At 67.2% G+C, this 25,249-nt stretch carries 28 protein-coding genes, 3 tRNA genes and 4 pseudogenes; 18 read left to right on the forward strand and 17 right to left on the reverse strand.

Going from position 1 to position 25,249, the window contains the following annotated elements:
• Nucleotides 1-101 precede the first annotated feature (101 nt).
• Nucleotides 102-2,078: an aconitate hydratase gene (locus tag AC5FRZ_RS16075; RefSeq protein ID WP_493565110.1), complete on the reverse strand. Its 1,977-nt coding sequence runs from the start codon at nucleotides 2,076-2,078 to the stop codon at nucleotides 102-104.
• Nucleotides 2,079-2,341: 263 nt separating this feature from the next.
• Between AC5FRZ_RS16075 and AC5FRZ_RS16080 the strand changes: the two genes are divergently transcribed.
• From AC5FRZ_RS16080 to AC5FRZ_RS16090, 3 genes are all read left to right on the forward strand, one after another.
• Nucleotides 2,342-2,806, forward strand: a complete 465-nt coding sequence (locus tag AC5FRZ_RS16080) for a deoxyuridine 5'-triphosphate nucleotidohydrolase (RefSeq protein WP_153554706.1) — start codon at nucleotides 2,342-2,344, stop codon at nucleotides 2,804-2,806.
• A gap of 394 nt (nucleotides 2,807-3,200) precedes the next feature.
• A complete protein-coding gene (locus tag AC5FRZ_RS16085; RefSeq protein ID WP_372480071.1) occupies nucleotides 3,201-3,464 on the forward strand; it encodes a HalOD1 output domain-containing protein in 264 nt (87 codons plus the stop codon).
• 51 nt (nucleotides 3,465-3,515) lie between these two features.
• Nucleotides 3,516-3,902: a methylglyoxal synthase gene (locus AC5FRZ_RS16090; RefSeq protein WP_153554704.1), complete on the forward strand. Its 387-nt coding sequence runs from the start codon at nucleotides 3,516-3,518 to the stop codon at nucleotides 3,900-3,902.
• Nucleotides 3,903-3,986: 84 nt separating this feature from the next.
• Here AC5FRZ_RS16090 and queC read toward each other — a convergent pair whose 3' ends face one another.
• The 4 genes from queC to AC5FRZ_RS16110 are packed head-to-tail and all read right to left on the reverse strand — an operon-like array spanning nucleotide 3,987 to nucleotide 6,545.
• Complete coding sequence (gene queC / locus AC5FRZ_RS16095; RefSeq protein WP_153554703.1) at nucleotides 3,987-4,685, reverse strand: 7-cyano-7-deazaguanine synthase QueC; 699 nt, start codon at nucleotides 4,683-4,685, stop codon at nucleotides 3,987-3,989.
• Complete coding sequence (gene folE, locus AC5FRZ_RS16100) at nucleotides 4,678-5,304, reverse strand: GTP cyclohydrolase I (RefSeq protein ID WP_493565111.1); 627 nt, start codon at nucleotides 5,302-5,304, stop codon at nucleotides 4,678-4,680. Before folE ends, queC begins: the two co-directional genes overlap by 8 nt.
• 8 nt (nucleotides 5,305-5,312) lie before the next feature.
• Nucleotides 5,313-6,089: a 7-carboxy-7-deazaguanine synthase QueE gene (locus AC5FRZ_RS16105; protein WP_170092803.1), complete on the reverse strand. Its 777-nt coding sequence runs from the start codon at nucleotides 6,087-6,089 to the stop codon at nucleotides 5,313-5,315.
• Nucleotides 6,090-6,545 carry a 6-pyruvoyl trahydropterin synthase family protein gene (locus tag AC5FRZ_RS16110; RefSeq protein ID WP_153554700.1) on the reverse strand — a complete coding sequence of 152 codons (456 nt, stop codon included), beginning with the start codon at nucleotides 6,543-6,545 and terminating at the stop codon, nucleotides 6,090-6,092.
• A gap of 79 nt (nucleotides 6,546-6,624) precedes the next feature.
• Here AC5FRZ_RS16110 and AC5FRZ_RS16115 point away from each other — a divergent pair, with 79 nt between their 5' ends.
• Nucleotides 6,625-7,311, forward strand: coding sequence for a hypothetical protein (locus AC5FRZ_RS16115; protein WP_153554699.1), 687 nt, complete (start codon nucleotides 6,625-6,627; stop codon nucleotides 7,309-7,311).
• Nucleotides 7,312-7,319: 8 nt separating this feature from the next.
• Here AC5FRZ_RS16115 and AC5FRZ_RS16120 read toward each other — a convergent pair whose 3' ends face one another.
• Complete coding sequence (locus AC5FRZ_RS16120; protein WP_493565112.1) at nucleotides 7,320-7,904, reverse strand: mechanosensitive ion channel domain-containing protein; 585 nt, start codon at nucleotides 7,902-7,904, stop codon at nucleotides 7,320-7,322.
• A gap of 239 nt (nucleotides 7,905-8,143) precedes the next feature.
• Nucleotides 8,144-9,163, reverse strand: a complete 1,020-nt coding sequence (locus tag AC5FRZ_RS16125) for an NADP-dependent oxidoreductase (protein ID WP_493565113.1) — start codon at nucleotides 9,161-9,163, stop codon at nucleotides 8,144-8,146.
• A 140-nt stretch (nucleotides 9,164-9,303) separates the two neighbouring features.
• Between AC5FRZ_RS16125 and AC5FRZ_RS16130 the strand changes: the two genes are divergently transcribed.
• Nucleotides 9,304-9,840: a GNAT family N-acetyltransferase gene (locus AC5FRZ_RS16130; protein WP_170092799.1), complete on the forward strand. Its 537-nt coding sequence runs from the start codon at nucleotides 9,304-9,306 to the stop codon at nucleotides 9,838-9,840.
• Nucleotides 9,841-9,910: 70 nt separating this feature from the next.
• Nucleotides 9,911-11,066: pseudogene (gene trpB, locus AC5FRZ_RS16135) on the forward strand (tryptophan synthase subunit beta).
• Nucleotides 11,067-11,142: 76 nt separating this feature from the next.
• Here trpB and AC5FRZ_RS16140 read toward each other — a convergent pair.
• Nucleotides 11,143-11,385, reverse strand: coding sequence for a hypothetical protein (locus tag AC5FRZ_RS16140; protein WP_493565114.1), 243 nt, complete (start codon nucleotides 11,383-11,385; stop codon nucleotides 11,143-11,145).
• On the opposite strand from AC5FRZ_RS16140, the pseudogene AC5FRZ_RS16145 reads away from it, so the two are divergent.
• From AC5FRZ_RS16145 to AC5FRZ_RS16160, 4 genes and pseudogenes are all read left to right on the forward strand, one after another.
• Nucleotides 11,267-11,545 (forward strand): annotated as a pseudogene (locus tag AC5FRZ_RS16145) (pyrrolo-quinoline quinone); the annotation flags it as partial. The gene AC5FRZ_RS16140 and the pseudogene AC5FRZ_RS16145 sit on opposite strands and share 119 nt — an antisense overlap.
• Nucleotides 11,454-12,368 (forward strand): outer membrane protein assembly factor BamB family protein, encoded by a 915-nt coding sequence (locus tag AC5FRZ_RS16150; protein WP_493565115.1) that lies wholly within the window; start codon nucleotides 11,454-11,456, stop codon nucleotides 12,366-12,368. The pseudogene AC5FRZ_RS16145 and the gene AC5FRZ_RS16150, both read left to right, overlap by 92 nt.
• 169 nt (nucleotides 12,369-12,537) lie before the next feature.
• Nucleotides 12,538-13,053: a DUF6789 family protein gene (locus AC5FRZ_RS16155; protein ID WP_372480062.1), complete on the forward strand. Its 516-nt coding sequence runs from the start codon at nucleotides 12,538-12,540 to the stop codon at nucleotides 13,051-13,053.
• A gap of 54 nt (nucleotides 13,054-13,107) precedes the next feature.
• Nucleotides 13,108-13,827 carry a creatininase family protein gene (locus AC5FRZ_RS16160; protein WP_153554692.1) on the forward strand — a complete coding sequence of 240 codons (720 nt, stop codon included), beginning with the start codon at nucleotides 13,108-13,110 and terminating at the stop codon, nucleotides 13,825-13,827.
• A 71-nt stretch (nucleotides 13,828-13,898) separates the two neighbouring features.
• Here AC5FRZ_RS16160 and AC5FRZ_RS16165 read toward each other — a convergent pair whose 3' ends face one another.
• From AC5FRZ_RS16165 to AC5FRZ_RS16180, 4 genes and pseudogenes are all read right to left on the reverse strand, one after another.
• Complete coding sequence (locus AC5FRZ_RS16165; protein WP_372480060.1) at nucleotides 13,899-14,354, reverse strand: DUF5790 family protein; 456 nt, start codon at nucleotides 14,352-14,354, stop codon at nucleotides 13,899-13,901.
• Nucleotides 14,355-14,452: 98 nt separating this feature from the next.
• On the reverse strand, nucleotides 14,453-15,013 hold the full coding sequence (locus AC5FRZ_RS16170; RefSeq protein ID WP_493563553.1) for a DUF7544 domain-containing protein: 561 nt from the start codon (nucleotides 15,011-15,013) through the stop codon (nucleotides 14,453-14,455).
• 14 nt (nucleotides 15,014-15,027) lie between these two features.
• A complete protein-coding gene (locus AC5FRZ_RS16175) occupies nucleotides 15,028-15,555 on the reverse strand; it encodes a DUF7544 domain-containing protein (RefSeq protein ID WP_493565134.1) in 528 nt (175 codons plus the stop codon).
• Nucleotides 15,538-15,876, reverse strand: a pseudogene (locus AC5FRZ_RS16180) (dihydroneopterin aldolase family protein); the annotation flags it as partial. The gene AC5FRZ_RS16175 and the pseudogene AC5FRZ_RS16180, both read right to left, overlap by 18 nt.
• 90 nt (nucleotides 15,877-15,966) lie before the next feature.
• On the opposite strand from AC5FRZ_RS16180, the gene azf reads away from it, so the two are divergent.
• A complete protein-coding gene (azf, locus tag AC5FRZ_RS16185) occupies nucleotides 15,967-16,734 on the forward strand; it encodes an NAD-dependent glucose-6-phosphate dehydrogenase Azf (RefSeq protein ID WP_493565116.1) in 768 nt (255 codons plus the stop codon).
• Nucleotides 16,735-16,821: 87 nt separating this feature from the next.
• Here the strand turns inward: azf and AC5FRZ_RS16190 are convergent, their stop codons facing one another.
• Genes AC5FRZ_RS16190 through AC5FRZ_RS16200 form a run of 3 tightly spaced genes read right to left on the reverse strand, consistent with a single transcriptional unit; the run spans nucleotide 16,822 to nucleotide 18,190 of the window.
• Nucleotides 16,822-17,067, reverse strand: coding sequence for a DUF8593 domain-containing protein (locus AC5FRZ_RS16190; protein ID WP_170092791.1), 246 nt, complete (start codon nucleotides 17,065-17,067; stop codon nucleotides 16,822-16,824).
• Between the two features lie 60 nt (nucleotides 17,068-17,127).
• Nucleotides 17,128-17,736: a DUF309 domain-containing protein gene (locus AC5FRZ_RS16195; RefSeq protein WP_372480058.1), complete on the reverse strand. Its 609-nt coding sequence runs from the start codon at nucleotides 17,734-17,736 to the stop codon at nucleotides 17,128-17,130.
• A 37-nt stretch (nucleotides 17,737-17,773) separates the two neighbouring features.
• Nucleotides 17,774-18,190: an Ig-like domain-containing protein gene (locus AC5FRZ_RS16200; protein ID WP_493565117.1), complete on the reverse strand. Its 417-nt coding sequence runs from the start codon at nucleotides 18,188-18,190 to the stop codon at nucleotides 17,774-17,776.
• An 84-nt stretch (nucleotides 18,191-18,274) separates the two neighbouring features.
• Between AC5FRZ_RS16200 and AC5FRZ_RS16205 the strand changes: the two genes are divergently transcribed.
• On the forward strand, nucleotides 18,275-19,150 hold the full coding sequence (locus tag AC5FRZ_RS16205) for a phytanoyl-CoA dioxygenase family protein (RefSeq protein ID WP_493565118.1): 876 nt from the start codon (nucleotides 18,275-18,277) through the stop codon (nucleotides 19,148-19,150).
• An 11-nt stretch (nucleotides 19,151-19,161) separates the two neighbouring features.
• Here the strand turns inward: AC5FRZ_RS16205 and AC5FRZ_RS16210 are convergent.
• Nucleotides 19,162-19,234: transfer RNA gene (locus tag AC5FRZ_RS16210), tRNA-Arg, on the reverse strand.
• A gap of 187 nt (nucleotides 19,235-19,421) precedes the next feature.
• Between AC5FRZ_RS16210 and AC5FRZ_RS16215 the strand changes: the two genes are divergently transcribed.
• The 4 genes from AC5FRZ_RS16215 to AC5FRZ_RS16230 all read left to right on the forward strand — a co-directional run bounded on the left by AC5FRZ_RS16215 (nucleotide 19,422) and on the right by AC5FRZ_RS16230 (nucleotide 22,986).
• Nucleotides 19,422-19,889, forward strand: coding sequence for a hypothetical protein (locus AC5FRZ_RS16215; protein ID WP_372480055.1), 468 nt, complete (start codon nucleotides 19,422-19,424; stop codon nucleotides 19,887-19,889).
• Nucleotides 19,890-20,036: 147 nt separating this feature from the next.
• Entirely contained in the window at nucleotides 20,037-21,485 is a 1,449-nt protein-coding gene (locus AC5FRZ_RS16220; protein WP_170092787.1) for a single-stranded DNA binding protein, read from the forward strand.
• 55 nt (nucleotides 21,486-21,540) lie between these two features.
• Complete coding sequence (locus AC5FRZ_RS16225; protein WP_153554681.1) at nucleotides 21,541-21,978, forward strand: histone; 438 nt, start codon at nucleotides 21,541-21,543, stop codon at nucleotides 21,976-21,978.
• On the forward strand, nucleotides 21,979-22,986 hold the full coding sequence (locus AC5FRZ_RS16230) for a histone deacetylase family protein (RefSeq protein WP_493565119.1): 1,008 nt from the start codon (nucleotides 21,979-21,981) through the stop codon (nucleotides 22,984-22,986). It abuts the gene before it with no gap.
• Here the strand turns inward: AC5FRZ_RS16230 and cca are convergent.
• Nucleotides 22,965-24,315: pseudogene (gene cca / locus AC5FRZ_RS16235) on the reverse strand (CCA tRNA nucleotidyltransferase). The gene AC5FRZ_RS16230 and the pseudogene cca sit on opposite strands and share 22 nt — an antisense overlap.
• 92 nt (nucleotides 24,316-24,407) lie before the next feature.
• Here cca and AC5FRZ_RS16240 point away from each other — a divergent pair.
• Both AC5FRZ_RS16240 and AC5FRZ_RS16245 read left to right on the forward strand, forming a co-directional pair.
• Nucleotides 24,408-24,480: transfer RNA gene (locus AC5FRZ_RS16240), tRNA-Asn, on the forward strand.
• Between the two features lie 124 nt (nucleotides 24,481-24,604).
• A tRNA-Ile gene (locus AC5FRZ_RS16245) sits at nucleotides 24,605-24,680 on the forward strand.
• The last annotated feature ends 569 nt before the right edge of the window (nucleotides 24,681-25,249 follow it).

Consider the following 25,249-nt stretch of genomic DNA (forward strand, 5'->3'; position numbering starts at 1 on the left):
GCTGTTGGAGACCCCTCGCTGCGCTCGGCGTCTCGCTGCTCGCGTGTCGCTTTGTTCCCGCTCGCAATAACGAGGTTCTTCGCTACGCTCAGAACCTCGCTTCAGTCGTCTGCGGGTGCCGCGCCGCTGTCGTCCTCGTACTGCTGTTTCGTGTGGGTGAGCTTGCCACCGGAGGCGAGGAACCGGCGCTCGCGCTCGGAGGCGTCCAGCGTGGCGCTCGCTTCCCAGTCGTCGTTGACACGGATGGTGAACTCCGTCTCGCCGGACTGGATGGCGTCGGCCACGTCGGTGACGATCTCGACGTCGTCGCCCTGCTCGATCTGCTCGTAGGTGTCCGCGTCGATCTCCAGGGGAACGATCCCGAAGTTGAAGAGGTTCGCCTTGTGGATGCGGGCGAAGCTCTGTGCGAGGACGGCGTCGATGCCGAGATACATCGGACAGAGGGCCGCGTGTTCGCGCGAGGAGCCCTGTCCGTAGTTCTCGCCTGCGACGAGGACGCCGCCGTCGTTGTCCTTGGCGCGCTGGGCGAAGGTGTCGTCGACACGCGAGAGCGTGAAGTCGCTCAGCTTGTCGATGTTCGAGCGGAACTTGAGGATGTCCGCCGTCGCCGGGATGATGTGGTCGGTGGTGATGTTGTCCTCCATCTTGAGGAGTGCCTCACCCTCGATGTCCGATCCCAGCGGGTCCTTCAGCGGCACGTCGCCGATGTTGGGGCCCTTGATGAGCTCGTCGTCGACGGCCTCGTCGGGCGCGATGAGGTCCGACTCGGAGTTGCCGATGTACTCGTCGGGCGGCTCGATGCCCGGCGCGTCCAGATCGCCGAGTTCGTCGGCGAGGTTGCGCGGGTCGACGATTTCGCCTTTGAGTGCCGCCGCGGTGGCGACCTCGGGCGAACAGAGGTAGACGGAGTCGTCCTCGATACCGGAGCGACCCTCGAAGTTGCGGTTGAACGTCCGCAGCGAGACCGAGTCCGAAGCCGGGACGTGGCCGATGCCGATACAGGCACCACACGTCGCTTCCGAGAAGTTGACGCCAGCGGCCATCATCTCCGCCGTCCAGCCCTCGCGAGCCAGCATCTCGGAGGCCTGCTTGGAGCCGGGCGCGACGATCATCTCGGTCTTCTTGTCGACGTTGCGATCCTCCAGCATCTTCGCGGCCGGGAGGATGTCCTCGTAGGCACCGTTCGTACAGGAGCCGATCATGACCTGCTCGACGTCGACGCCCTCGACCTCCTCGACGGGGACGACGTTGTCGGGCATGGACGGCTGTGCGATGAGCGGTTCGAGGTCCGAGAGGTCGACGACGATCTCGTCGGCGTACTCGGCGTCGTCGTCGGGCTGGAGCTCGACGTACTCGTCTTCGCGACCGAGGCGCGAGAGGTAGTCCTCGGTCTGCTCGTCGGTCGGGAAGATCGAGGTGGTCGCACCGAGCTCGGTCCCCATGTTTGTGATGGTCGTCCGCTCGGGGACGGTCAGGCTCTCGACGCCGGGGCCGGTGTATTCGAGCACCTTGCCGACGCCGCCCTTGACCGAGAGCCGGCGGAGCAGTTCGAGGATGACGTCCTTGGCGGTCGCCCACTCGGGCAGCTCGCCTTCGAGGCGGACGTTGACGACCTCGGGCATGTCGATGTAGTAGGCACCGCCACCCATGGCGACGGCCACGTCGAGGCCGCCCGAGCCGATCGCGAGTTCGCCCAGGCCGCCGGGGGTCGGCGTGTGGGAGTCCGAGCCGAGCATCGTCTTGCCGGGCGCGGCGAAGTTCTCCTTGTGGACGTTGTGACAGATACCGTTGCCGGGCCGGGAGAAGTGGGCACCGAAGGTCCCAGCGGCCGAGCGCAGGAAGCGGTGGTCGTCCGTGTTCTTGAAGTCGAACTGGTAGGTCTGGTGGTCACAGTACTGGGCGGCCAGTTCCGTCTGGACCTCTTCGAGTCCCAGCGCTTCGAACTGGAGCCACACGAGCGTTCCAGTCGTGTCCTGTGTCAGCACCTGGTCGATTTCGATCCCGATCTCCTCGCCGGGCGTGAGTTCGCCTTCGACGAGGTGATCGTCGAGGATTTTCTCCGTGAGCGTCTGTCCCATAACGTCCGTGAGTCGACGGCGCGCGCGTATAAATCCCGCGTATTCCCGCGAGTTTTCGAGCGGTGTCTGCCGAATTGTGGCCTTTTGCGCCGGTCAGCTTCCGTATCTACTCAGTTTCTCGCGACTCTCGCCGAGGATCTTTGCCGATCGTTCGATACTGCTCGGGAAATCCGAACCATTGTTCATCCGGATCCGTCTCGCGTCCCTCGGTTCGACGTGGCGGTCTCGGAAGGCTCATCACGCTGGTTACCGACCGATCGGGCATGTACAAGAGCGGACGTTTCGTCGCCGAGGCACTGGGTGACCTGCGACCCGAACAGGTCCAGCCAAACGGCGTCGACCTGACGCTCGCGGCGGTGTCCGAACAGGTCGAGCCGGGTCGGATCGAACGCGGCGACAAGCACGTCGGTGACCGGACCGAGATCGAGCCCGACGACGGCGTCTACCGGCTCGAACCCGGCGCGTACGTCGCCGAGTACGGCGAACGGGTCGCCGTCCCGGAGGGCCACGTCGGCTTCGTCTACCCGCGCTCGTCGCTGATGCGCAACTCCTGTATGCTCCACACTGCCGTCTGGGACGCCGGCTACGAGGGCCGCGGCGAGGGACTCCTCGAAGTCCACCACGAGATCGAACTCGAAGCCGACGCCCGGATCGCACAGTTCGTCCTCGCCGAGGCCGCCCACGAGGAGACCTACGAGGGTTCTTACCAGCACGAGAAGCTCGACTGATACTGCCAGCTGTCTCTATGGTGTCCGGTCGTAACTCGGTAGTTGCGACTCGGATCACAGACGGACAGGTGGCAGTATGGGATTGCCAGCTGTCCCCGTAGTGGCCGGTCGTGACTCCGACGGCGGGCGGTCGGCGAAAGAACTATGACGTGGTGCCGTGTACCGCACAACTGCATCACTTCGGAGGTGATGCCAGGGCAGCGGCTCCCGTACACTGCGAGAACGGCTGCCCCAATTCGTCAGTCTGGTCACTGGGTCGGCACGCGCTGTTCGCGGCCGACCTATTTTCGTTCGCCCAGTCACGACGCTCGACGGCGGTCTCGTTGTTTCCGGTTGTTTCAGAGCCAGAAACTACTCGTACTGGATTATATGTGTCGCGGCCGTTCGACCGCGTATGGACTCGGACGACAGTACAGTGTACATGATTCGTGGGGACACCGGGGACGAGTGGGTCAGTCCGACGCCGGCCGAAGACGTGATCGTCGAGTCGCTGCTCTCGGCCAGCGAGCTGACGGCGGCGGAGATCGGCGATCTCGGGCGCTACGTCGAGGCCGACGAGCTGGCCGCGGTCGTCAACGGCAGCGACGAGGCGATCACCTTCGCGGTCGAGGGCTACGACGTGACCGTCACCAGCGACGGCGACGTGACCGTCGAGTAGCCCCCGGCGGCGTGCATCACACCTATAGACGAGGGGCACCACCCACTCGCTATGACGCGCGTCGCGCTCATCGCACACGACGAGAAGAAGCCCGACATCATCGATCTGGCACGGGAGTACGAGACGCTGCTGGAAACCTTCGACGTCGTCGGGACCGGCACCACCGGCAAGCGCATCACCGAGGCGACGAATCTGACCGTCGAGCGCAAGGAGTCGGGACCGGTCGGGGGCGACACCCAGATCGGTGCCGAGGTCGTCGACGGTCGGATCGACGGCATCGTCTTCCTCCGGGATCCACAGACCGCCCAGCCCCACGAGCCGGACATCTCGGCGCTCCTGCGGATCTGTGACGTTCACGACGTACCCCTGGCGACGACCGAGACCGGCGCGGTGTACCTGCTCGACGGTTTAGCTGCAGCGGCTGGGTTCGAGCGGTGAGGCCGTCTTTTCGTCGCGCCTCCCGAACGACGCTTCGGCGTACGTCCGACAGAGCGGACCGTCAGCGCGAACGGCGACGGCGAATTACTCCGTGTAGTCGGGCCGTTCGGCGTACTCGACGGGGTCGCGTTCGCCGAGATTCTGGAACGCCTGGAGTCGGAAGGCACAGGCGTCACAGGTCCCACAGGCCGGGGGCGACTCGCGGTAGCAACTCCAGGTGTCCTCGTAGGGCACCCCGAGTTCGAGTCCGCGCTCGGCGATGTCGGTCTTGGACCACTCGACGAACGGCGCGACCAGTTCGATCTCGGTGTCTGGCTTCGTGCCGACCTCGATCACCCGCTGGAACGCCTCGAAGAACTGTGGGCGGCAGTCGGGATACCCCGAGAAGTCCTCGGAGTGAGCCCCGATGAACACCGCCGAACAGTCGTTGGCCTCGGCGTAGGAGACGGCCATCGACAGGAGGTTCGCGTTCCGGAAGGGGACGTACGAGGTCGGGATCTCGTCGCTGTCCAGATCGGCGTCGGCCACGGCCATCTCCTCGTCGGTCAGCGAGGAGGCCCCGATCTGCGTGAGGTGGCCGGTCTCGACGTGGAGGAAGTCGGCCGCGTCGACGTGGTCGGCAAGCGCCTCAGCACACGCGCGTTCGGTCTCCTCGGTCGCCTGGCCGTAGCTCGTGTGCAGGAGGTACAGCTCCTCGTAACCCCGTTCGGCGGCCTCGTATGCCGCGGTCGCGCTGTCCATCCCGCCCGAGGCCAGCACCACGGCGCTGTCGGTGTCACTCATGTTTCTTGACGGCGTCGGTGAACCGCTCGCGTTCGGTCGTCGTCGGCGTCCCGACGACCGAGCGAGTCGTCGTCGTGGTGGCCGTCTCGACGCCGCGCATGGCCTCGCACATGTGGGTGGCCTCGATCTCGACCAGCACGGCCGCGGCGTCTAGCTCGGCGGCCAGTCCGTCGGCGATGTCACGCGTCAGTCGCTCTTGCATCGAGGGCTTGCGGCCCTGCCAGCGGACGTACCGGACCAGCTTCGAGAGGCCGACGACCCGCTCGTCCGGTCGGTAGGCGACGTGTGCCGTCCCGTGGTAGGGCAGCAGGTGGTGCTCACAGAGGCTGTAGACCGGGATACCGGTCTTGACGACCAGCCCCTCCTGATCGGCTTCGAAGGTCCGCATCGTCGGCTTCTCGGCCTGGCGGTTGGCCTCGCTGAACGTCTCGAACAGCGCGGGCACCCGGCGCTGCCAGGTGGCTTCGAGGCCGTCCGCGGTCGGGTCCTCGCCCATCGATTCCAGCAGGAGGCGGGTGCCTTCCTGTGCTTTCTCCCAGTCGATACCCTCGCCGTCGGGGACTGCGGCCGGAGCGTTCGTCGCCTCGGTCGCGTCCTCCATCGTTGTCTCGTCGGTCATGATGTGTTTCAGGTGCCCGGGGCGTCGTTCCAGAGGTCGACGTGGAGTCGCGGCGTGTATCGGTAGCCACGTTCCAGCGCGAGGTCGGCCACGACCCCGCGCGTCTCGTCGAGGTCCGAACGCGTCTGCCCCTCGGGCATCAACAGCACGTCTGCGTCGTCGATCGTCGTCTCGGTTCGCTCTCGAAGCTCCTCGACCGTCCGGTCGATCTCCGCCACGTCGTCGGGACCGGTGACGACGAACTTCAGCTGGGTCGGGTAGCGCTCGACGAGCGTCGCCAGCGCCTCGTGGTCGAGGCGGCGCTGCTCGTGGCGCTGCTCCCAGTCGCCCTCGCCGGTCGGGTCCCGCTCGGGGGTCGGCGTCGAGGACGCCAGCTTCGGGCTGACACTCGCCAGGTCGATCGGCGCGTCGACGGCGACGGTCCCGTTGGTCTCGACGGTGGTGTGGTACCCTCGCTCGTCGAGTCGCTCCAGCAGGTCGAGGGTCTCCTCGTGGATCAGCGGCTCGCCGCCGGTCACCACGACGTGGTCGGCGTCGTAGCCCTCGATCTCGGCGACGATCTCGTCGATCGTCAGCCAGGCGTGGCTGGGCTCCCAGGAGGTGTGATAGGAGTCACAGAACCAACACCGGAGGTTACAGCCACTCGTCCGGACGAACACCGACGGGACCCCCGCCAGCTTCCCCTCGCCCTGGAGCGAGTGAAACAGCTCGTTGATCGGCAGGGCGTCGGCCTCTGGCGGCGTCTCGGCCGCGCCCTCCGCGACCGGATCGGCGTCGACGGGCATCTACGGCCCCGCTGCGAGTTCGCCCGTCTCGCGGACGGTCACACCCACGTCGCTGACGGTGTCCGGAAGTGAGTCCGCGAGTCGCTCTTCGAGGACGATCGCCATCACTTCCGCAGTCGGCGGGTGGTCGAGCACGACCAGCGCGTCGCCGTCGCCGCTGCGCTCGAAGGCGTCGACGAGGGGATCGCCCGCTTCGACGAGGAAGCGGTGGTCCCAGTCGTCGATGGCGTCGGTCACGTCGCCCTTGTCGACGACCCACCCGTCCGTCGTGAGCGCCCCGGTCACCCGGACCGTCACCTCGTAGTTGTGGCCGTGGGGCCGACTGCACTTCCCGTCGTGGTGCATGATCCGGTGGCCCGTGCTGATCCGGATGGGACGGTCGCCGCCGACGACGAGTTCTCGCTCGCCCGCGTCGGCGATCGCGTCCGACCGCTCGGTCGATAATCCTTCAGCCATACCTGGGTATTACCCTGGGGGTGCTTAAAACGTCCGAACCGCCGAAACCGATAGGGGGATCCGGCCCTCACGGGACAATGTGACACGCGCTGCCGTCAGGGACGGGTTCGAGCGGTACGTGAACGGACTGGCAAGCAAGACGAGCGACGCCTTCAGTATCTCCCGGGCGTTGCGCAGCGCCACCGGTCCGGAGGGGGCGGTGATCGATCGCCTCCTCTCGCACAGCGAAACGGTCGACCGGAAGATCGTCCAGCCAGAACTGCAGTCCTACCGGGACGCGATCCTCCACCAGTTCGACGCGGTCCTCTCCTATGCCGCCAGCGACGACGACTTCGAGGCCTTCGCCGACGAGATTCTGGCCCGCGACCTCTACTGGGACGCACTCCGATCCGACATCTCACCGGACCGCAAGCGCGAACTCCGCGAGACGCTGCTGGCTCGCCAGCGACGCATGGGCGACGCCGTTGCGCCGCTGGTCGCCGCCGACGCGGAGTCGCTGTGGGCCGCCGCGGCGACCGCCTACGACTGGGAGGCGACGACGGACCTGATCGACGCCCAGTTTGCCTTCACCGAACCGCTGCACGCCTCGCCCGAGGCCTACGCACTGACTATCGACATCGACCCCGGCGACCTGCTGGGCGGGCTGGCACGCGCGCTCCCGTCGATCACGGTCGACTACACCGACGAGGCGCTGCGGGCGATGACCCAGGCCGAGGCGTTCGTCGTCGATCGAGCGAAAGCCGACGCCGAATCGCACTTCGCGTAGTCCGCGCCTCAGCGGTCCGCATCGAGGTCCTGGTCGGCCCGAGCGTGGCGCGTCCAGCGCTTCTCGACGTCGCGGTTGGCGACGACCACGAGGTTCCCTTCGTCGGTCTCGATCCGGGTCTTCCGGAGGTCGATACTCACGAGCCGGCCCGTCACCGACGCGGTCTCGACGCGGTCTCCCTCCGAGAAGTCCTCGTCTTGCAGGAGGTACACCCCTGCGACAGTGTCGGCGATCATCTCCTTGAGTGCGAACGCGACACCCAGCCCGATGAAGCCGCTGGCGGTGCCGAGGCTGGCAGCGACATCGCCCAGCCCCACGACCTTCAGGAGCCCCAGGATCGCCCCGAACCACAGGAAGATCCCGACGACGGTGACCACGAGGTCGACGATTAGCTGCTCCTCGTCCCGGTAGAGCCGATCGACGACCGACCGAACGACCGCCAGTACGAGCTTGATCGTGAGATAGGCGAGCACGAGAAAGAGCAGTCCCGACAGCAGCCGCGGCACTGCCACGACGATCCCGTCGACGAACTCCGAGAGGATGGCGCTCGTCGACGGCTCGACGGTCGGCGCTTGCGTCGCTTCTTGCAACATGGCCTCGACTACGCCTCACGCCCGAAAGAGCGTGGGGGTGTCGGCGAGCGAGCCGCCTCCTCATACTACCGGCTGTAAATCTGTGACCGATTTCGCCACCCCGGGGTGGCGAAGATCGTCACGAAGTGACAGCCGGCAGTATCACGCGACGCCAGCGGCGCACGCTCCGTGACGGTCGGCACGGTCGCGCGGTGGTCGTGACGAGAGCGCGAACCGCTGTCCGGACGACTGCGGCTGTGTCAGGCGTCCCGCTCGGCGACTTTCACCAGCTGCTTGCCGATGTTCTCGCCCTCGAAGAGGCCGAGGAAGGCGTCGGGGGCGTTCTCCAGGCCCTCGGTGACGGTTTCGCGGTACTGGACGTCGCCGGTCTGGACCCACTCGCCCAGCTGCCGGGTCGCGGCCTCGAAGCGGGGCTGGTAGTCGCCGACGAGGAACCCCTCGACGGCGGCGCGCTTCTCGACCAGCGTCGCCAGCTTGCGCGGGCCGGTCGGGAGTTCGGTCGCGTTGTACTGGGAGATCTGCCCACAGACGGCGACGCGAGCGTCGACGTTGAGTCGGGTGAAGACGGCGTCGGTGATCGGGCCGCCGACGTTGTCGAAGTAGGCGTCGACGCCGCCGGGGACCGCCTCGTCGAGTGCCGCTCCGTAGTCGTCGGTCGTCTTGTAGTTGATGCCGGCGTCGAAGCCGAGTTCGTCTTCGAGGAACTGGACCTTCTCGTCGGAGCCGGCGAAGCCGACCACGTCAGCGCCCTGGAGGCCCGCGATCTGGCCGGCGACCGAGCCGACCGCGCCCGCCGCGCCGCTGACGACGAACGTGTCGCCCGCGGTCGGCTGTGCGATCTCCTTGGTCCCGAAGTACGCCGTGCGGCCGGGCATGCCCAGCACGCCCAGCGCCGTCGAGATCGGGGCCAGCTCGGGGTCGATGGGGTACAGCTCCGTCCCCGGCGCGGTTGCGTAGTCGGCCCATTCGAGTTCACCCGTGACGACGGTCCCCGCTTCGAGGCCCGCGCCGTTGGACTCGACGACTTCCCCGACGACGGCGGCCTCCATCGGATCGCCGACGCCCCACGGATCGGCGTAGGACTCGCGGGCGTCCATCCGACCGCGCATGTAGGGGTCGACCGAGAGGTACAGCGTCCGGACGAGTGCTTCGCCGGGGCCTGGCGTCGGCACGTCGCGCTCTGCCAGCTCGAAGGTGTCCTCGTCCGGTCGTCCGTCGGGTCGCTCCGCAAGCAAGAAGACGCGGTTGGTGTCTGACATCGGCCTCACTTCGGCGGGCACCCGGAAGTGGCTTCGGACACCGCACGTCCGTTTGTGTGCGTTGTTGGGCGCGAAGTGAATCACTATCCAGCGCCAGCCGGCAGGCTGAAGCCACTCGCCGAACACCCCCAGACAGAGCGATGGCGAGCGAGCTGACCCTCCGACAGTACGACCCGCGAGACGCCCACGCCGTCTGGGAACTCCACGAGTGGGCGATGCGGGTCGCCGGCACCGATCCGGCGGACGTGCCCGGAACCGACGATCTCCGGGCAATCGAGACGCAGTACCTCGACGCGGGCGGGGAGTTTCTGGTCGGTATCGGAGACGGCGAAGACGACAGCGACGCCGCCGTCCCAGAGACGTTCGACGGACCGGTGGTCGCGATGGGCGGGCTCTTGCCCTCGGAGTCTGGCCACGACGACGAGCGGACGGTCCCCGGCGCTGCCGAACTCCACCGGATGCGCGTCGCCCCGCCGATGCAGGGCCGTGGCCACGGCCGAGACCTGCTGGCGACTCTCGAACGACGGGCGGCCCAGCTGGGTTTCGAGACGCTGCTGGCGACGACGGCCGTCCGGCAGGAAGCGGCGGCACGGTTCTACCCCGCTGCGGGCTATCGCGAGGTCGACCGCTCGGTACAGGGCGAGTACGAGCTGATCCACTTCGAGAAGACGCTGTGAGCGCGCCGCCGTCGCGGCGGGCTGTCTCACGATAGAAGATTTAAGACCGCGGGCGGTAGAGGGTCCGCATATGTCTGACGGCGACTTCGCGGGGTACGGCGGCCGCCACGTCCCCGATCCGCTGGTAGCACCGCTCGAACAGCTCGCGACGACCTACGACGACATTCGAGAGACGACGGCGTTCCAGACGGAGCTCCGGGACCTGCTCGAATCGTTCGCCGGGCGACCGACGCCCCTGTTTCACGCGGAGACGCTCAGCGACCGCTGGGGTGCGGAGATCTTCCTCAAGCGCGAGGACCTGCTCCACGGCGGGGCCCACAAGATCAACAACACGCTCGGACAGGCGCTGCTGGCCAAACAGGCCGGCAAGGAGCGACTGATCGCCGAGACCGGCGCGGGCCAGCACGGCACGGCGACGGCGATGGCCGGCGCGTTGCTGGACCTCGACACGGAGATCTACATGGGCAAGAAAGACGTCGAGCGCCAGCGGATGAACGTCTTCAGGATGCGCCTGATGGGTGCGCAAGTCAACGAAGTGACCCAGGGCGAGGAGGGGCTGGCCGAGGCCGTCGACGTCGCTCTGGAGGACTTCGCTCACAACGTCGACGACACCCACTATCTCGTGGGCAGTGTCGTCGGCCCCGACCCGTTCCCGCGGATGGTCCGGGACTTCCAGAGCGTCATCGGCGAGGGAGGCCCGCGAGCAGTTCCGCGAACGCACGGGTGAGTTGCCCGACGCCGCGGTGGCCTGTGTCGGCGGCGGATCGAACGCGATGGGGCTGTTCCACGCCTTCCGGGACGACGACGTGGCCTTCTACGGCGGCGAGGGCGGCGGTGAGGGCGCGGACTCGGAGCGCCACGCCGCGCCGCTCGCGGCGGGCTCCGAGGGCGTCCTCCACGGGATGAAGACGCGGGTCATCGACGACGACGTGTCTGTCCACTCCGTCTCGGCGGGCCTGGACTACCCCGGCGTCGGCCCGGAACACGCCATGTTCCGCGAACTCGGCCGCGCACAGTACCGCGGAATCACCGACGAGGAAGCGCTCGACGCGTTCCGCGAACTCTCCGAGTCCGAGGGAATCATCCCCGCACTGGAGACGAGCCACGGCCTCGCGCTCGCGAAGCAACTGGCCGAGGACGGCGACCACGAGACGATCCTCGTGAACCTCTCCGGCCGGGGCGACAAGGACATGGCACAGGCCGCAGAGCAGTTCGATCTCGCCTGATACTACCGGCTGTCCGTCTGTGCAGCATTTCGCGACCCCCCGGTCGCGGTTCCGCTGTTCGATTCCGCCGGATTTATCAAAATATTATTTCAAGCGCTAGTATGGATCGACGGACGTTCCTGACGACGACCTGCGCTGGCACGGCGGCCCTCTCTGGATGCCTGTCGGCGCTTCCGTGGACGAGCGGAGGGAACACGCCACTGCCCGAGGTCCCCGGCGGTTCCTGGACACAGCACGGGGCGGACGCCGCCAACACGTTCGCCCCGGCCGTCTCCGCGCCCTCGCGGGCGGCCTTCGCGTGGACGTCTTCGGCGTTCACGCGCTGGGACCCGGTTATCGCCGACGGCACGATCTACACCACGAACTTCGATCCCAGCAACGACGGCAGTGCCATCGCGCTCGACGCACAGGACGGCACCGAACAGTGGCGAACGACGCTCGGCAGGGAGGGTCGTCACGGACGCGCCCTCGTCGACGGCCGGTTCGTCGTCGCACACGACTCCGGCCTCGTCGCCCTCGACCGACAGGGAGGGAGGCGTCGACTGGGAGCGCGCCGTCGAGGGGATCGACACGTCGCTTGCGCAACTGCTCGCCGTCGCGGCGTCTGGGACGATCGTCGTTCCGTACGCCGACGGCCTCAAGGCGTTCGGGGCGACGGACGGCGAACGGCGCTGGAAAGCGCCCGAACTGCCGGGCCAGCGGGTCACACCCGCCATCGCCGACGGGACGATCTACGCCGTCGGCAGCGTCGACGGGACAGACACGCTCGCCGCGCTCGCGCTCGCCGACGGATCGGTCCGCTGGACGCGCTCGCTCGACGGACGAGCCCCGAGCGCGCCGGTCGTGACCGACCACGGCCTCCTCGTCGTCGACGACCGGACGCTCGTCGTCCACGACCGGGAGACGGGCGACCGCCGCAGCGAACTCCACTCGTTCGACTACGACGGGACGACCTTCGACGCGACGGTCGCTACCGACGGCACGACGGCGTTCGTGACCAGCGACGACGGACTCACCGCCGTCGACATCGCCGACGGAACGACCCGGTGGCACTACGACGAGTGGGTGTACACCGACGGCTTCTCGGTCGGGACCGAGACCGTGGTCGCGATGGCCGACGGCGGCGAGTCCACCGACCGGACGATCACCGCGTTCGACCGCGAGACGGGCGAGGCGCGCTGGGACTACGTGATGGACGGCTTCCACACGCCCTCGATCGGACCGATCCTCGCCGACGGTGCCGTGTTCTTCGCGACCAGCAGCACCGACGGCCTCGTCGCCATCGGAGACGTTCCGGAGTGACACCGCCGATACGTTGCGGGACGACTCGCCCTTCCGGGTGACGACGCGGGCCACAGACGAACGGCCGACGGTCCGACCCCTTCGAACTCTCGCGCCCGATCTCCGGCAAACTCGTGAACCGTCTAACACGTTCGGGGGATTTTTACTGCTTGGTACGGTATACCACGGCATGTCTGGTCCATCGCACGGCGTCGACGATCCGGTCGACGAACTGAGCGAAACCGAGGAGTTCGACAGCCTGATCGGTATCGTCGGCGACGGCGTCGTCGGCGCGGCGGGCGGGCTCGTCGGGACGGCGCTGTCGACGGTCGTCTTCCTCATCGCGGAGAGTCTCGGCGTCTTCGAACGGTCGGCGTTCGCGCTGCTGACCGAACTCGTCGGTATCGAGGAACTGGTCCCACCGATCCTCGCGGGCTATCTCATCTTCCTCGCCGGTGGGATGGCCCCCTGGCCGCTGCTGTACGCCTCGCTGAAGGGGTACCTGCCCGGTCGTCGAGACCCCGTCAGCGGCGCGTTCTTCGGGTTCGCGATCTGGACCGGCTTCGTACTGGGCTTTTACACCGGCCAGTCCGGCCTCGCGCTCGTCGGCTACGCCGTCCTGACGCTGCTGGCACACGTCGTCTACGGCGTCGGCCTCGGACTCGTCTTCGAGTACTTCCGGACCCGGCCCAACTCGATCGTCTGATCTCGCGGCGGCCGAGAGCGGTACGCTTGTCTCCCTCGCCGGCCACACACGCGTATGCACCTCTCCGAGGCCACCTGGACCGACGCCGCGGATCTCGACACGGACCTGGCCGTCCTCCCGGTCGGCAGCACCGAACAGCACGGCCCCCACGGCCCGCTGGGGACCGACGTTCTCACGGCCGAGGCCGTCGCCGAAGCCGGGGCCGAGGCCTACGACGGCGAGGTCGTCGTCGCGCCCGCGATCCCGGTCGGCGTCGCCGAGGAACACCGCCACTTCGCTGGGACGCTGTGGGTCGGCGAGGACACCTTCCGGGACTACGTCGGCGAGACGATCGCGAGCCTCGCCAGCCACGGCTGGGATCGGGTCGTCGTCGTCAACGGCCACGGCGGCAACGTCGACGCGCTCCGGGAGATCTGCGGGCGAGTCACCCGCGACGGGACGGCCTACGCGGTCCCGCTGACCTGGTTCGACGCCGTCGACGCGCCGGACATGGGCCACGGCGGCCCGGTCGAGACGAGCCTCCTCCTGGCGACCGACCCCGAACTCGTCCGGAGCGACCGCCTCGAAGCCAGCGCGGCCGACGCCGCCGACTCGTGGGGCGAGTTCGAACACGGCGTCAATCTGGCCTACGACACCGACGAGTTCAGCGAGAACGGGACGGTCGGCGATCCGCGAGCGGCGAGTGCCGACCGCGGCGCGGCGTTGCTCGACGCGGCGAGCGAGGCGCTGGCGGACGTGCTGGCGAGTGTCAGAGACCGCGATAGTACCAATTGAAACGATCGACACACCGATCGCACTGCTGTCGTGCGATCGGGTGTGCATCGATTTTCACTGGCTACTATAGCCTAGGCTTCTGCCTCGGCGTCTGCGTCGGCGTCGGCCTCGGCGTCGTCGGTCTCCTCGTCCGCGTCTTCGGCGAACTCTTCGAGGGTCCCCCGGAGCTGTGGGATCGTGCTCGTCAGCTCGCCCACCTGCTCGCGGGCCGTCTCCACGTCTTCGAGCAGCGTTTCGAGCGCGGCGATGTCTTCTTCGAGGTCACCGGCGTCCTCGAAGGCGTCGGCACGCTCGCCCATCGTGTACCACTTCTTGGCGTCTCTGAGGTGTTCTTCGGCGTCTTCCACGTCGAGTGCGCCTTTCAGTGCGTTGAGCACGCCCAGCGTGTTGTCGGCGTCGACGTCCCAGATGTCGTCGGCCACCGGGAGGACCGCGCGTGCTTCGTCGAGTGAGGCCTCGACGTCGTCGCGCATCTCGGAGGCGGCCTCGCCGAACAGTTCGTCGTCGTCGAGCGTCGATTGGCTCATGGTCACGTGTTCACACGGCGGGGAATTAAAAGCCCGCCTGAAAGTGAAAGTGTAACCGCAAGCGGGTAGCGGTCCAGGTGCGACGAAACCGAAAGACGCTACCGGACCGTGGTTTCGTCGGCTCGCAACTCCTCGCGAACCTCGGGGATCGGGTCGAGATCGTCGTCGACGCCGCCGAGCACCAGCATCGCGTAGTAGCGCAGGAACGACTGGAGCGGTGCCTGTACGAGTCCGCCCACGAGCAGCGCCACCACGAAGAAGGCCAGTCCGAGCACGGCATAGACCGCGATCGCGGCCGTACTGAACGCCGCGAACGTGTAGACGCCGAAGGCGACGAGCCCGAACGGAATCGCCACGAGCGCGAGCGCGAACAGCATGACGATGCTGCCGAGGATCCCGACGCCGATCCCCAGTAACACGCTGACGACGAGGTAGACGAGGTACTCCGCGAGGTTACTGGTGATCGACGACCACAGCCGACTCCAGGCAGCGAGCAGGCCGCGGTCCTCCGCCAGCATGATGGGGACGACGAACACGGTCGTGAACCCGTTGACGATCCCGGTGCCGATCACCAGGAGCACGATCAACGGGATCGCCAACGCGAACAGGCCCAGCGACGCCGCGACGTTGTCGACGCCGCCAGCGACCAGCAGTCCCACCAGGAACAGTCCGACTACGAACACCCCGCGGCGAGGACGATCGCGACCTGAAAGCCAAGCAGCCGGAGGCCGTTGCCGACGTTGCGCGAGAAGTACCGCCGGACGTGGACCTCGCGCTCGAACAGCGACTCGACGAAGACGAACTCCATGATCGGCGAAGCAAACAGCAGCAGGAGGGCAAACAGGACGGCAACCCCGATGAGAGCGACGGCCCCGAGCCCGATCGCGGCGTCGGGCGTCACGCTCCCTGCTCCGGCACTCGGCGCGGTCCCGAGGTCACCGTTGCCGGCGAACTGCGGTACGTTGCTTGCGTTGTTCAGGACGCCACCGCCGCCGGTGACGAAGAACATGATCACTGCGAGACGAAGCCACGTTCCGCGATCGAAGGGGAGGAATCCCTTCGTGGCCTCGATTGCGTCGTCGATAGCATCCAGGGCAGCGTATCCCATGTACGACGGTACAGCGACGACGGCACTAAAATTATCGCTTTTCGAACACACCTCGCGGACGCTACTCGGGGCGGCCACGTCGTCGACCGCCATCAGCGGATAGTCGCCGTCCATCCGCATGCTCGTCTCGACGGCGACGCCCTCGTAGTCGACCGTCATCTCTACCTCGGCGAAGCGACCGGTGAACTCGGTGTAATCGGCCGACTGCGCCTCGATCTCGGCACGGAGCGCCTCCTCGCGGATCTCCACGGACACGTCCTCGCAGTGGGGCTGGTTCTCGATGGCCTCGGCCATCGCCGCCGCCAGCGAGTCGGCGCTGTCTGGGCTGATCGGCGTCCCCGCGAACTGGTGGTACAGCGAGCCGAACTTCACGCCCGCCTCGAAACACGCGACCTGTGGATCTGTCGGGTCCATACCCGTCGGTGGGGGCGACCTGACGAAAGACTGTCGAGAGAGCGCCGAAACCGCAAGGTACGTATCGCCCCCGCCGTAGCATCTACCTGAATGAACGAGCCTGTTCTGCTCACGGGCGCTGGCGGTGCGGTTGGGGAGGCTATCCTCGGTGGGCTCGAAGACGACTACGAGTGGAAGCTCATGTATCACAGTCCGCCCGTCGAGGAGCCCGATCACGACTACGTCGTCGGTGACGTGGCGAACGACGAGGACGTTCGGGCCGCCGTCGAGGGCGTCGGGGCGATCATTCACCTCGCCGGGGATCCACGACCCGACGCGCCGTGGAACTCCGTGCTGGCGAACAACATCGACGGCACCCAGAAGATGTACGAGGCGGCCATCGACGAGGGCGTCGAGCGGTTCGTCTACGCCTCCTCGAACCACGCCGTCGGGGCCTACGAGGACGAGCGCAAGCCCGACCTGTATCGTACGCACGACGACTTCCGTCTCGACGGCTCCGAGTTCCCCCGCCCGGGGAACCTCTACGGCGTCTCGAAAGCCACGGGCGAGGTTATCGGCCGGTACTACCACGACGAGTACGGGATCGACGTGTGCAACGTCCGCATCGGCAATCTCACGAAGGGACACCCGCCGATCGACTACGAGCGCGGGCAGGCCATGTGGCTCTCCTACCGCGACTGTGCCCACATCCACGACCGGGCCCTCGTCGCCGACTACGACTTCGAGATCGTCTACGGCATCTCCGACAACGACCGCAAGTACTACTCGCTGGAGCGAGCCAAAGAGGTGCTTGGCTACGAACCGCGGGACAACTCCGCGCACTTCGACGGCGGCGAGCGGGTCGAGACCGACGGCTGAAGCCTTCTTTTCGCTCCCGGTGACCGACGCTGATGGTCACGACGCTGGAACGAGACGACCTCTGTCACACAGCTCGGCGCGGCGGGCTCACAGATCGATCGCGACGCGCAACTCCGTGTCGGTGACCGTCTCGACGGAGTCGGCGGGGACCTCGATGTCGTCTTCGTCGGCGTCGCCGAAGCCAAAGCCCTGGATCACGCTCTCGGCGATGCCGGGGTCCGGCTCGACGTAGGCCACCTGCTCGTCGGGGTCGACTTCGGTGACGACGCCGATCTGCTCGGCTTCGTTGTCCATCAGGAACTTCCCCTCGTCTGCTGTCGATAGAACTGACATAGCATCTGTACTGCATCGCCGTCCTACAAGAATCTTCTCGAAGGGGAGAGGGCGGCAGTATCACTCGAACAGTCCGTCGACGTCCGATTCGCGGTGTTCGCGGCGCTGGACGTGTTCGCCGAGTCTGGTCGCGACGATCGGCCGGCGGTCGGGTTCGCGCACGAACGCGAAGATCAGTCCGGTGTAGGGACCACTCTCGTCGGCGGCGACCTCCTCGCGGGCGTACTCGATGCCGGCGTCGACGGCGTGCTCGTCCTCGCCTTCGGCCAGGACTCTCGCGGCGACGGCCGTCGCCGCGAAGTCAAGATCGTCGTAGGTCAACCGCTGGCCCTCGTAGACCAGCGGCGGTGCGTCGTCCGGTGTCACCTCCCGCGGGGCCGTCGCGACGCGACCGAGGAACGACCGGACGGCGTCCAGTTCGATCCCTCGATACGTCGCCGGCAAGTCGGCGAGGTACGCCCGACCGCTCTCGGCCAGTCCCGTGGCCCCGGAGTGGTTCTCGTCGTCGAGGTGGTGGACGACCGCGGTGAACTGGATCAGCCCGTGGAGTAGTCGCTCGTCGTCGGTCCCCTGGGACAGGTCGAGCCAGTGGTCCTCCCAGGCGTCGTGGGCCGCGTGGTACCGGCCCTCGTTGTAGATCGCGACGCCCGCCCGCAGGTGATCGCGCATGCACGGGCTTCGATCCCGGCGGGCAAAACGCCTGGGTCTACTCCTCGATCAGCACCTCGACGTCGCCGCCGAGTCCGACGATCACGTTCGACCCCTGGCGCACGTCGAAGGCGTCGATCGGGAGCGAGACGGTCCGGTCGGGGCCGTCCTCGACCGACACCGCGAGCTCGTACTCGCCCGCCGTGTCGATACCGGGGTCGAGTTCTCGCCGCTCGTCTGCGTCCAGCGACACCGTCTCCTCGGAGATCGTTTCCCCGCCGCGCGCGACGGTCACGGTGACCGTCGCCTCGCCGCTCCCGTTCGCGAGCACCAGCAGGATCGGATCGTCCGGTGGCGGGGTGGGACTCGTCGTCGGTTCGGCGGTCGGCGTCTCGTCGGGTCCGGGCGACTCGGCACAGCCGGCGAGGGTCGCGACGCCGAGACCGGCCGCTCGGAGGAGGGCACGTCTGTTCACGCCGGTCGATCCGGCCGCCCGGACAAGTGCTTTCTGTGGGCCGGGACCGCAAGCATTAGTTGGTGGTACCACAGAGTCGACAGCATGTCACTCACCGACGCGCAGTTCGAACAGTACCAGCGAGACGGCTACGTCGTCGTCGAGGACGCCCTCGACGCCGAGACGGTCGACCGCGTGAAGCGTCGCCTGCGAGCGTACACTCACGGCGACCGCGCCGTCGAGGGGTTCCAGTCACAGATCGAGCCGGCCGTCGAGCGCGGCGAGATCGAAGTCGGGCACACGGGCGACGCGGTACGGAAGTTCGAGGGGCTGGGCATGGTCGAGACCGACGACGTGTTCCGCTCGGTCGCCCACGACGCCACGATCACGGACACCGCCGCCGAACTGCTCGGGCCGAACCTGAAGCTCCTGCGCAGCGCCGCGATGTTCAAACCACCGGCGGTCGGCAGCGAGAAGGGATTCCACCAGGACGCGGCCTACTACCCGATCCAGCCGATGGACCACGTCACCGTCTGGATCGCGCTGGACGAAGCGACGACCGAGAACGGCTGTATGAACGTCGTGCCGGGCGCGCACACGGACGGCCTGCTGGGCCACGAGGCCGCCGACTACGACACGGACATCGTCATCGCCGAGGACGACGTGGACCGCTCTGACGCCGTCGCCGTGCCGATGGAACCGGGCGACGCACTCTTCGCTCACTGCCTGGTTCCACACTTCACCGCCCCCAACACGACCGACCAGTGGCGGCGCGCTCATCGTGTCCTACATGGACGCCCGCTCGCGGTTCACGACGCCGGCCGAGGACCGGCCCGACTGGGTGGACTCCGTCCACATCCGGGGCGAAGAGTTCCCCGGCTGTGTGTAGGTGGTTTCTCTGACCGGCAAAACGTCCTGACAGCGATATCGCCCGTCACTTCTCGTCGTCGCACGAACGGACAGTCGTCACTCGCAGTGTAGTGAAAGGAAAACGTCCGGACAGCGATTTGAACGCTGGTCCCTGGCTCCGCAAGCCAAGAGGATAGTCCACTACCCTACCCGGACTCACTCTAACCGAAGAGGGAGTGCTGTAAAGGGGTTACGGTTCGATCGGGCACTGCGGGACGGTACCACGAGTGTCGTCGCCGTGGCGTCGTCGACGCGACTCGGAGCGTCCCACGGCCACGCGGCGAGGGCGTCCACCGTACGAACGACCACAAGCTAATTACTTTCAGCCGTTCTCGTGGTGAACGTGAACCGTCGAACGACACTGATCCGGCTCGTCGGGCTCGGGGCGGCGGGGCTGGCGGGCTGTGTGTCCGGCAGCGACGGCGGTGACCGGCGACAGCGGACGACCCAGACAGCCATGACTCCGACACTGGACGACGCGACGATCGTGGTACAGCGCAACGACTGTGGCCAGACGACCAGCGACGCGACGGTGTCGTTCGGGGAGCACGTGGCCGTCTCGGGAACGATCTGGGCTCCGGACCCCGGCTGGACGGCAGTCCTGTCGGCGGCCAGCTACGACGCCGACGACGACGAACTGACCGTCGCCGTCGGTGTCGAACCACGGGACGACAGCGGTCCGGTCGTCCAGTGTATCGCCGAGATCGAGTACCGGGTCACGGCGACCTTTTCCGACGGCCTGCCCGGGAGCGTGACGGTCACACACGAGACCGACGAGGGCGTGGCGACGGTCGCGACGGCGACGGCGTGACCACCCTGGCGGTCCGTGCGTTTATCCCGGAACGCGACCCATCGCCGCTATGCTACCGAGCCGAGGGGCGGAAACCACCGGACGCGAGCGGTGCGTTCTCGTAACGACAACGCTTAAGCGGCGGCCAACCTTGCCTTGTGTACATCAATGGGTGCGATAGGAGACATCTACGCGGACCTCGAGACGGACGAGGTCTCCGAGGAGGAGTTCCGCGAGGCCGTCGAGGAGAAGGTCGAGCAGATGGGCGGGCTCGCAGACGAGGAGACCGCCGCGATGTTGCTCGCACACGAACTCAACGAGAACGAGGTCAACGCGGTCGCCGACATCGAGCCGGGGATGAACGAGGTGAAGTTCATCGCGAAGGTGATGTCGGTCGGCGATCTGCGCACCTTCGAACGGGACGGCGACGGCGAGGACGAACCCGACGAGGGTCGCGTGATCAACGTCGAGGCGGCCGACGAGACGGGCTCGGTCCGGCTGGCGTTCTGGGACCAGGAAGCCGAGTCGATCGACGAAGGACAACTCGACGTGGGCGACGTGTTGCGCGTCGCCGGCCGGCCCAAGGAGGGGTACAACGGGCTGGAGGTCTCCGTCGACAAGGCCGAACCCGACGAGGACGCGACCGTCGACGTCGAGCCCGGCGGGGGGTCGACCATCGACGCCCTGAGCATGGGCCAGTCCGACGTCGACGTGCGCGGCGTGGTCCTCGACACCGACTCGATCCGGACGTTCGACCGCGACGACGGCAGCGAGGGCCGGGTCGCGAACCTGACGATCGGCGACGAGACCGGTCGGGTTCGGGTGACCCTGTGGGACGACCGGGCCGACCGTGCCGAGGAGATCGATCCCGGGACGGCCGTCGAGATCGTCGACGGCTACGTCCGCGAGCGCGAAGGGAGTCTCGAACTCCACGTCGGCGACCACGGTGCCGTCGACGAGATCGACGAGGCGGTCGCCTTCGAGCCCGACGCCGCCGCGATCGAGCACGTCGAGATCGGCGAGACCGTCGACATCGCCGGCGTCGTTCGCTCGGCCGATCCGAAGCGGACGTTCGACCGCGACGACGGCAGCGAGGGCCAGGTTCGCAACGTCCGGATTCAGGACGCGACCGGCGACATCCGCGTCGCGCTCTGGGGCGAGAAGGCCGACAAGGAGATCGCACCGGGCGACGAGATCCTCGCGGCCGACGTGGAGATCGACGACGGCTGGCAGGACGACAAGGAAGCGTCGGCCGGCTGGCAGTCGACCGTGGTCGTCCTCGACGGTGCCGCCAGTGCTCCGGGCAACGGCGGCGCTGGTGGCGGGGGACAGGCGACCGGAGCCACGAGTGCCGACGGCGGCAGCGCCTCGGCGGGGCTCGACGACTTCGCCGACGGGGGCACCGCCACGGCGACCGACGAAAGCGACGACGAGACCACTGCCGGCGAGACGATCGAGTTCACCGGGACGGTCGTCCAGACCGGCGACCCGGTCGTACTCGACGACGGCGAGGAGACGATGAGCGTCGAGACGGCCGAACGCGTCCAGCTCGGTCAGGAGGTCACGGCCCGCGGGACCCTCCGAGACGACCGACTCGACGCCGACGACGTGTTCTGACGCGCCGAGCGCAGTTACGGAAACTCTTAAGGCTGCGACAGTCCCGCCTTTGTGTATGAGCGTCGAGCTACCGTTCGCGCCGGTCGATTCGGTGATCCGGCGGAACGCGGGTGGGTTGCGTGTCAGTGCCGAAGCCGCCGAGGAACTGGCTCGCCGGATCCAGGAGTACGGGGCACGACTGGCCGCCGCCGCCGCCGAGACGGCGACGGCGGACGGACGAAAGACCTTGATGCCCGAGGACTTCGACGCCGAGGGCGTCCGAGACAAGGACGAACTGGAGCTGCCGGTCGCGCCGGTCGACCGGATCGCACGGCTCGACATCGACGACAGCTACCGGGTCGCGATGGACGCCCGGGTCGCACTCGCCGACATCCTCGAAGCGTACGCCGACGACGTGGCGGCCGCCGCCGCGACGCTCGCCCGCCACGCCGACCGGCGGACGATCAAGGCCGAGGACGTCGAGACGTACTTCGAACTGCGGCAGTACTACTGAATGAACTTCGGCTACCGCGAGGTCTGCCTCGACCACGACACGGGTCCGCGCCACCCAGAGAGTGCCGACCGCCTCCGGGCGATCAGGCGGGGTCTCGCGGAATACCACGGCGTCGAGTACGTCGCCGCGGGCGACGCCGACGAGGAACTGATCTGCAAGGTCCACGATCCCGACTACGTCGCGGAGATCAAGACGTTCTGTCAGGATGGTGGGGGCAACTGGGACGCAGACACCGTCGCCGTCGAGGACACCTGGAAGGCCGCACTCGCCAGTGCCGGCCTCGCCGAGTGGGCGGCGCTCTCGGCGCTGGAGGGCGACGACGGCCGCGAGACGCCGTTCGCGCTGGGCCGTCCGCCCGGCCACCACGCGGTCGCGGACGACGCCATGGGCTTTTGCTTCGTCGACAACGCCGTCGTCGCGGCCCAGTCGGCACTCGACGAGGGTGCCGAGGGGGTCGCGATCTTCGACTGGGACGTCCACCACGGCAACGGGACCCAGGACATCTGCTACGACCGCGACGACATCTTCTACGCGTCGATCCACGAAGACGGCCTGTACCCCGGCACCGGCGACGTCGACGAGACGGGAACCGGCGACGGCGCGATGACGACACTCAACGTCCCCTACGACCCCGGTGCCGACACCGTCGACTACCTGGCTGCCGTCGACGAGCCGATCGCCCCGGAGATCGAGTCGTTCGATCCCGACCTCCTGCTGGTCAGCGCCGGCTTCGACGCCCATCGCCACGATCCGATCTCCCGGATGCGGGTCTCCTCGGAGGGGTACGGACTTCTCACCCAGCGGATGCGCGAGCTCACCGACCGCTGTGACGCCGGCCTCGGTTTCGTTCTCGAAGGCGGCTACAGCCTCGACACCCTGACCGACAGCCTCACCACCGTCCACGAGGTCTTCGACGGCTACCAGCCCTCACAGCCCGACGGGTCGGTCAGCGAGGACGCCCGCGACGTGCTCGACGCCCTGGTCGATCAGGGCTTCGGGTCGACGTAGTCCGCGAGTTCGACGCCGAACTCGCCTGCCAGGGACGCGACCGCCTCGCCGACCAGTACCTCGTACTCCGCTTCGAGCGCCGACGCGACGTGTGTCCCCAGCGCCACGTTCGACAGCGCGTCGCTTCGCAGGAACGCCGACGCCGTCGCGAACTCGCGGTCGCGTTCGACGACGTAGCGATCCCCGTCGACGTACGGCCCCGTCGCGTCGGCGGCGGCGTACTTCTCGTAGAATCCCGCTGCGTGGTCCCGGACGTGGACCGGCGGCCCCTCGTGGCGCTCTATCGTGGGCCGCTCGGCTACTTCCAGTTCCGCCAGCAAGACGGCCGTCTCGTCTGCGAACGCCGTCGAGCGGAGGACGTCGAACCCACGTCGATTCAAGGCGTCGGTCACTCCCGACAGCGACCGTTCGAGCTGGGGCCAGAGCTGATCGTCGACGAGATCCGGCGCGTCGAACCGCACCGCCACCGGCGTCGTCCCCGCCGCTCGAACCACGCCCGGACTGTCTCGGCGTCGACGGGCTCGGGCTCGCTGGACTCGAACAGGTCCGCTCGTGGCTCGGCCACCAGCTCGCGTGCGTAGTGCTGGAAGGTCGCCAGCTGCGTGGCCGACAGCACCGCCGCGACGTTTCGCTCCGGGTCCGTGGGATCGATCACGACGAGCGGATCGTCGAAGCTCTCCTGCCCGTGGTCGGCCGGATCGAACGCCACCGGCGGCGTCCACGCCGCCGCGGCCTCGACGAGCGGCCGGAACCCGTCGTGTTCGAGCACGAGCAGCCCGTCAGGTAGCCGGAGAACCCCTCCGTCCTGAGGTCGCTGCCGTAGACGCCGATCGCCTTCATGAACTGCTTGCAGACCCGCACGTCCGCGGCCAGCGTCTCGTCGAGTCGCTCGGCGAGATAGCGCGTGTGAAACGGCGTCCGGTCGACCGCCGACTGGATCGCCGCCGCGTCGGCGACGTCGTAACACGGGACCAGATCCACGTCGTACCCGTCGACGGTGCCCTTGACGTAGGGGTGTTCGGCGTACTCCTCGTGGCCCGCCGGCAACACGGCGTGGCCGACCGAGAGCCCGTACTCCTCTAACTCCTCGCGGTCGAGTTCGGGCGGGAAACAGACGAACAGGTCCAGGTCCCGATCGCCCGCCGTCCACGTCCCGCGCGCCGTCGAGCCCACCCGCACGACGTGGGCGTCGACGGGCAACGACGCGATCGCGTCCTCGGCCCGCTCGGTGAGTCTGTCCGCGACCGCCTGCAACGCCGCGCGCTCGTCGTCGCTAGGGGGTCACCGCTCGCGAACCCGCTCGACCACGGCGTCGACCTCGTCGCTCATGCCCCCGGCTTTGCGAGGAGTGCGTGAAAGCGTGTCGATGGACGACGGAAAGCGAAAGTCCTATTTAACAACTCGGGCTATGGTGGGACAGAGCCGCCGTAGCTCAGTTGGTAGAGCACCACGCTGTTAACGTGGTTGTCCCAGGTTCGAGCCCTGGCGGTGGCGCTTCTCCCGTCGTCGACTCCCCGAGCCAGTCGCTCAGCTCCGTCGAGCGGCCCGTGGCGAGTGTCTCGCCGCTGCCGCAACGAGACGGTAGAATTTTGTCGGCCGGTGGGATACGAACGTACCAGGGCCCTTAGCTTAGTCTGGTTCAAAGCGATCGGCTCATAACCGATTGAGCGGTGGTTCAAATCCGCCAGGGCCCATCCACAGTTTGCAGGGTTCGTGGCCGACGGTTTCGTGCCACACAACGTCTGATACAGCCGTTTTCTCGATTCGGGTGGGGTCCAGGTCGCAGGTCGCGTCTGGAGTTCATTCAAACGATGGTTGCGCGCCGCTGTCGTCATGCCTTCGCTGATCGCTGAAGGCAGGGTAAAGTCACAATGGCTGATTAGTTCTCACACATTAGATTTCGAAGGAGTGTTTCAGACTACGTTATCTACCAATACAAGAGAGTGCTCTTGATTTGAGTCAGCAAAAAGTATGATGAACTATCGCAGTCAGCAACTACTAATAGATGGTAACACAATGTCATACACCATCTGCTGAATACGATTGCTATGCTCGCACATTTTATTTCACCGGAACAACTTTTGGCCATTCCACTCTACGTGATAACATGACGGGGCTGGGCGAGACGATTCTCGACAGTGCGCGTTCAGTTACACGTCGAGTAAAAAACTCGAATCCGTGCGGGACATCGTACTCGACATACGGGACGGCAAACAGTGGGCAGAAGACCAAATCCAGATTGGTATCGCTCTCGCGGTAGAGA

This window comes from Halomicrobium sp. HArcht1-1 (assembly GCF_058933285.1).

Coding starts and splice junctions, on each gene's coding strand:
- queC (WP_153554703.1), bottom strand. CDS start 4,685: ATGAGTGACACCGACAGCGCCGTGGTGCTGGCCTCGGGCGGGATGGAC.
- AC5FRZ_RS16160 (WP_153554692.1), top strand. CDS start 13,108: ATGCACCTCTCCGAGGCCACCTGGACCGACGCCGCGGATCTCGACACG.
- AC5FRZ_RS16190 (WP_170092791.1), bottom strand. CDS start 17,067: ATGTCAGTTCTATCGACAGCAGACGAGGGGAAGTTCCTGATGGACAAC.
- AC5FRZ_RS16165 (WP_372480060.1), bottom strand. CDS start 14,354: ATGAGCCAATCGACGCTCGACGACGACGAACTGTTCGGCGAGGCCGCC.
- AC5FRZ_RS16195 (WP_372480058.1), bottom strand. CDS start 17,736: ATGCGCGATCACCTGCGGGCGGGCGTCGCGATCTACAACGAGGGCCGG.
- AC5FRZ_RS16085 (WP_372480071.1), top strand. CDS start 3,201: ATGGACTCGGACGACAGTACAGTGTACATGATTCGTGGGGACACCGGG.
- AC5FRZ_RS16075 (WP_493565110.1), bottom strand. CDS start 2,078: ATGGGACAGACGCTCACGGAGAAAATCCTCGACGATCACCTCGTCGAA.
- AC5FRZ_RS16120 (WP_493565112.1), bottom strand. CDS start 7,904: ATGTTGCAAGAAGCGACGCAAGCGCCGACCGTCGAGCCGTCGACGAGC.
- AC5FRZ_RS16205 (WP_493565118.1), top strand. CDS start 18,275: ATGTCACTCACCGACGCGCAGTTCGAACAGTACCAGCGAGACGGCTAC.
- AC5FRZ_RS16225 (WP_153554681.1), top strand. CDS start 21,541: ATGAGCGTCGAGCTACCGTTCGCGCCGGTCGATTCGGTGATCCGGCGG.
- AC5FRZ_RS16110 (WP_153554700.1), bottom strand. CDS start 6,545: ATGGCTGAAGGATTATCGACCGAGCGGTCGGACGCGATCGCCGACGCG.
- AC5FRZ_RS16220 (WP_170092787.1), top strand. CDS start 20,037: ATGGGTGCGATAGGAGACATCTACGCGGACCTCGAGACGGACGAGGTC.
- azf (WP_493565116.1), top strand. CDS start 15,967: ATGAACGAGCCTGTTCTGCTCACGGGCGCTGGCGGTGCGGTTGGGGAG.
- AC5FRZ_RS16230 (WP_493565119.1), top strand. CDS start 21,979: ATGAACTTCGGCTACCGCGAGGTCTGCCTCGACCACGACACGGGTCCG.
- AC5FRZ_RS16125 (WP_493565113.1), bottom strand. CDS start 9,163: ATGTCAGACACCAACCGCGTCTTCTTGCTTGCGGAGCGACCCGACGGA.
- AC5FRZ_RS16175 (WP_493565134.1), bottom strand. CDS start 15,555: ATGGCGGTCGACGACGTGGCCGCCCCGAGTAGCGTCCGCGAGGTGTGT.
- AC5FRZ_RS16090 (WP_153554704.1), top strand. CDS start 3,516: ATGACGCGCGTCGCGCTCATCGCACACGACGAGAAGAAGCCCGACATC.
- AC5FRZ_RS16130 (WP_170092799.1), top strand. CDS start 9,304: ATGGCGAGCGAGCTGACCCTCCGACAGTACGACCCGCGAGACGCCCAC.
- AC5FRZ_RS16105 (WP_170092803.1), bottom strand. CDS start 6,089: ATGCCCGTCGACGCCGATCCGGTCGCGGAGGGCGCGGCCGAGACGCCG.
- AC5FRZ_RS16080 (WP_153554706.1), top strand. CDS start 2,342: ATGTACAAGAGCGGACGTTTCGTCGCCGAGGCACTGGGTGACCTGCGA.
- folE (WP_493565111.1), bottom strand. CDS start 5,304: ATGACCGACGAGACAACGATGGAGGACGCGACCGAGGCGACGAACGCT.
- AC5FRZ_RS16155 (WP_372480062.1), top strand. CDS start 12,538: ATGTCTGGTCCATCGCACGGCGTCGACGATCCGGTCGACGAACTGAGC.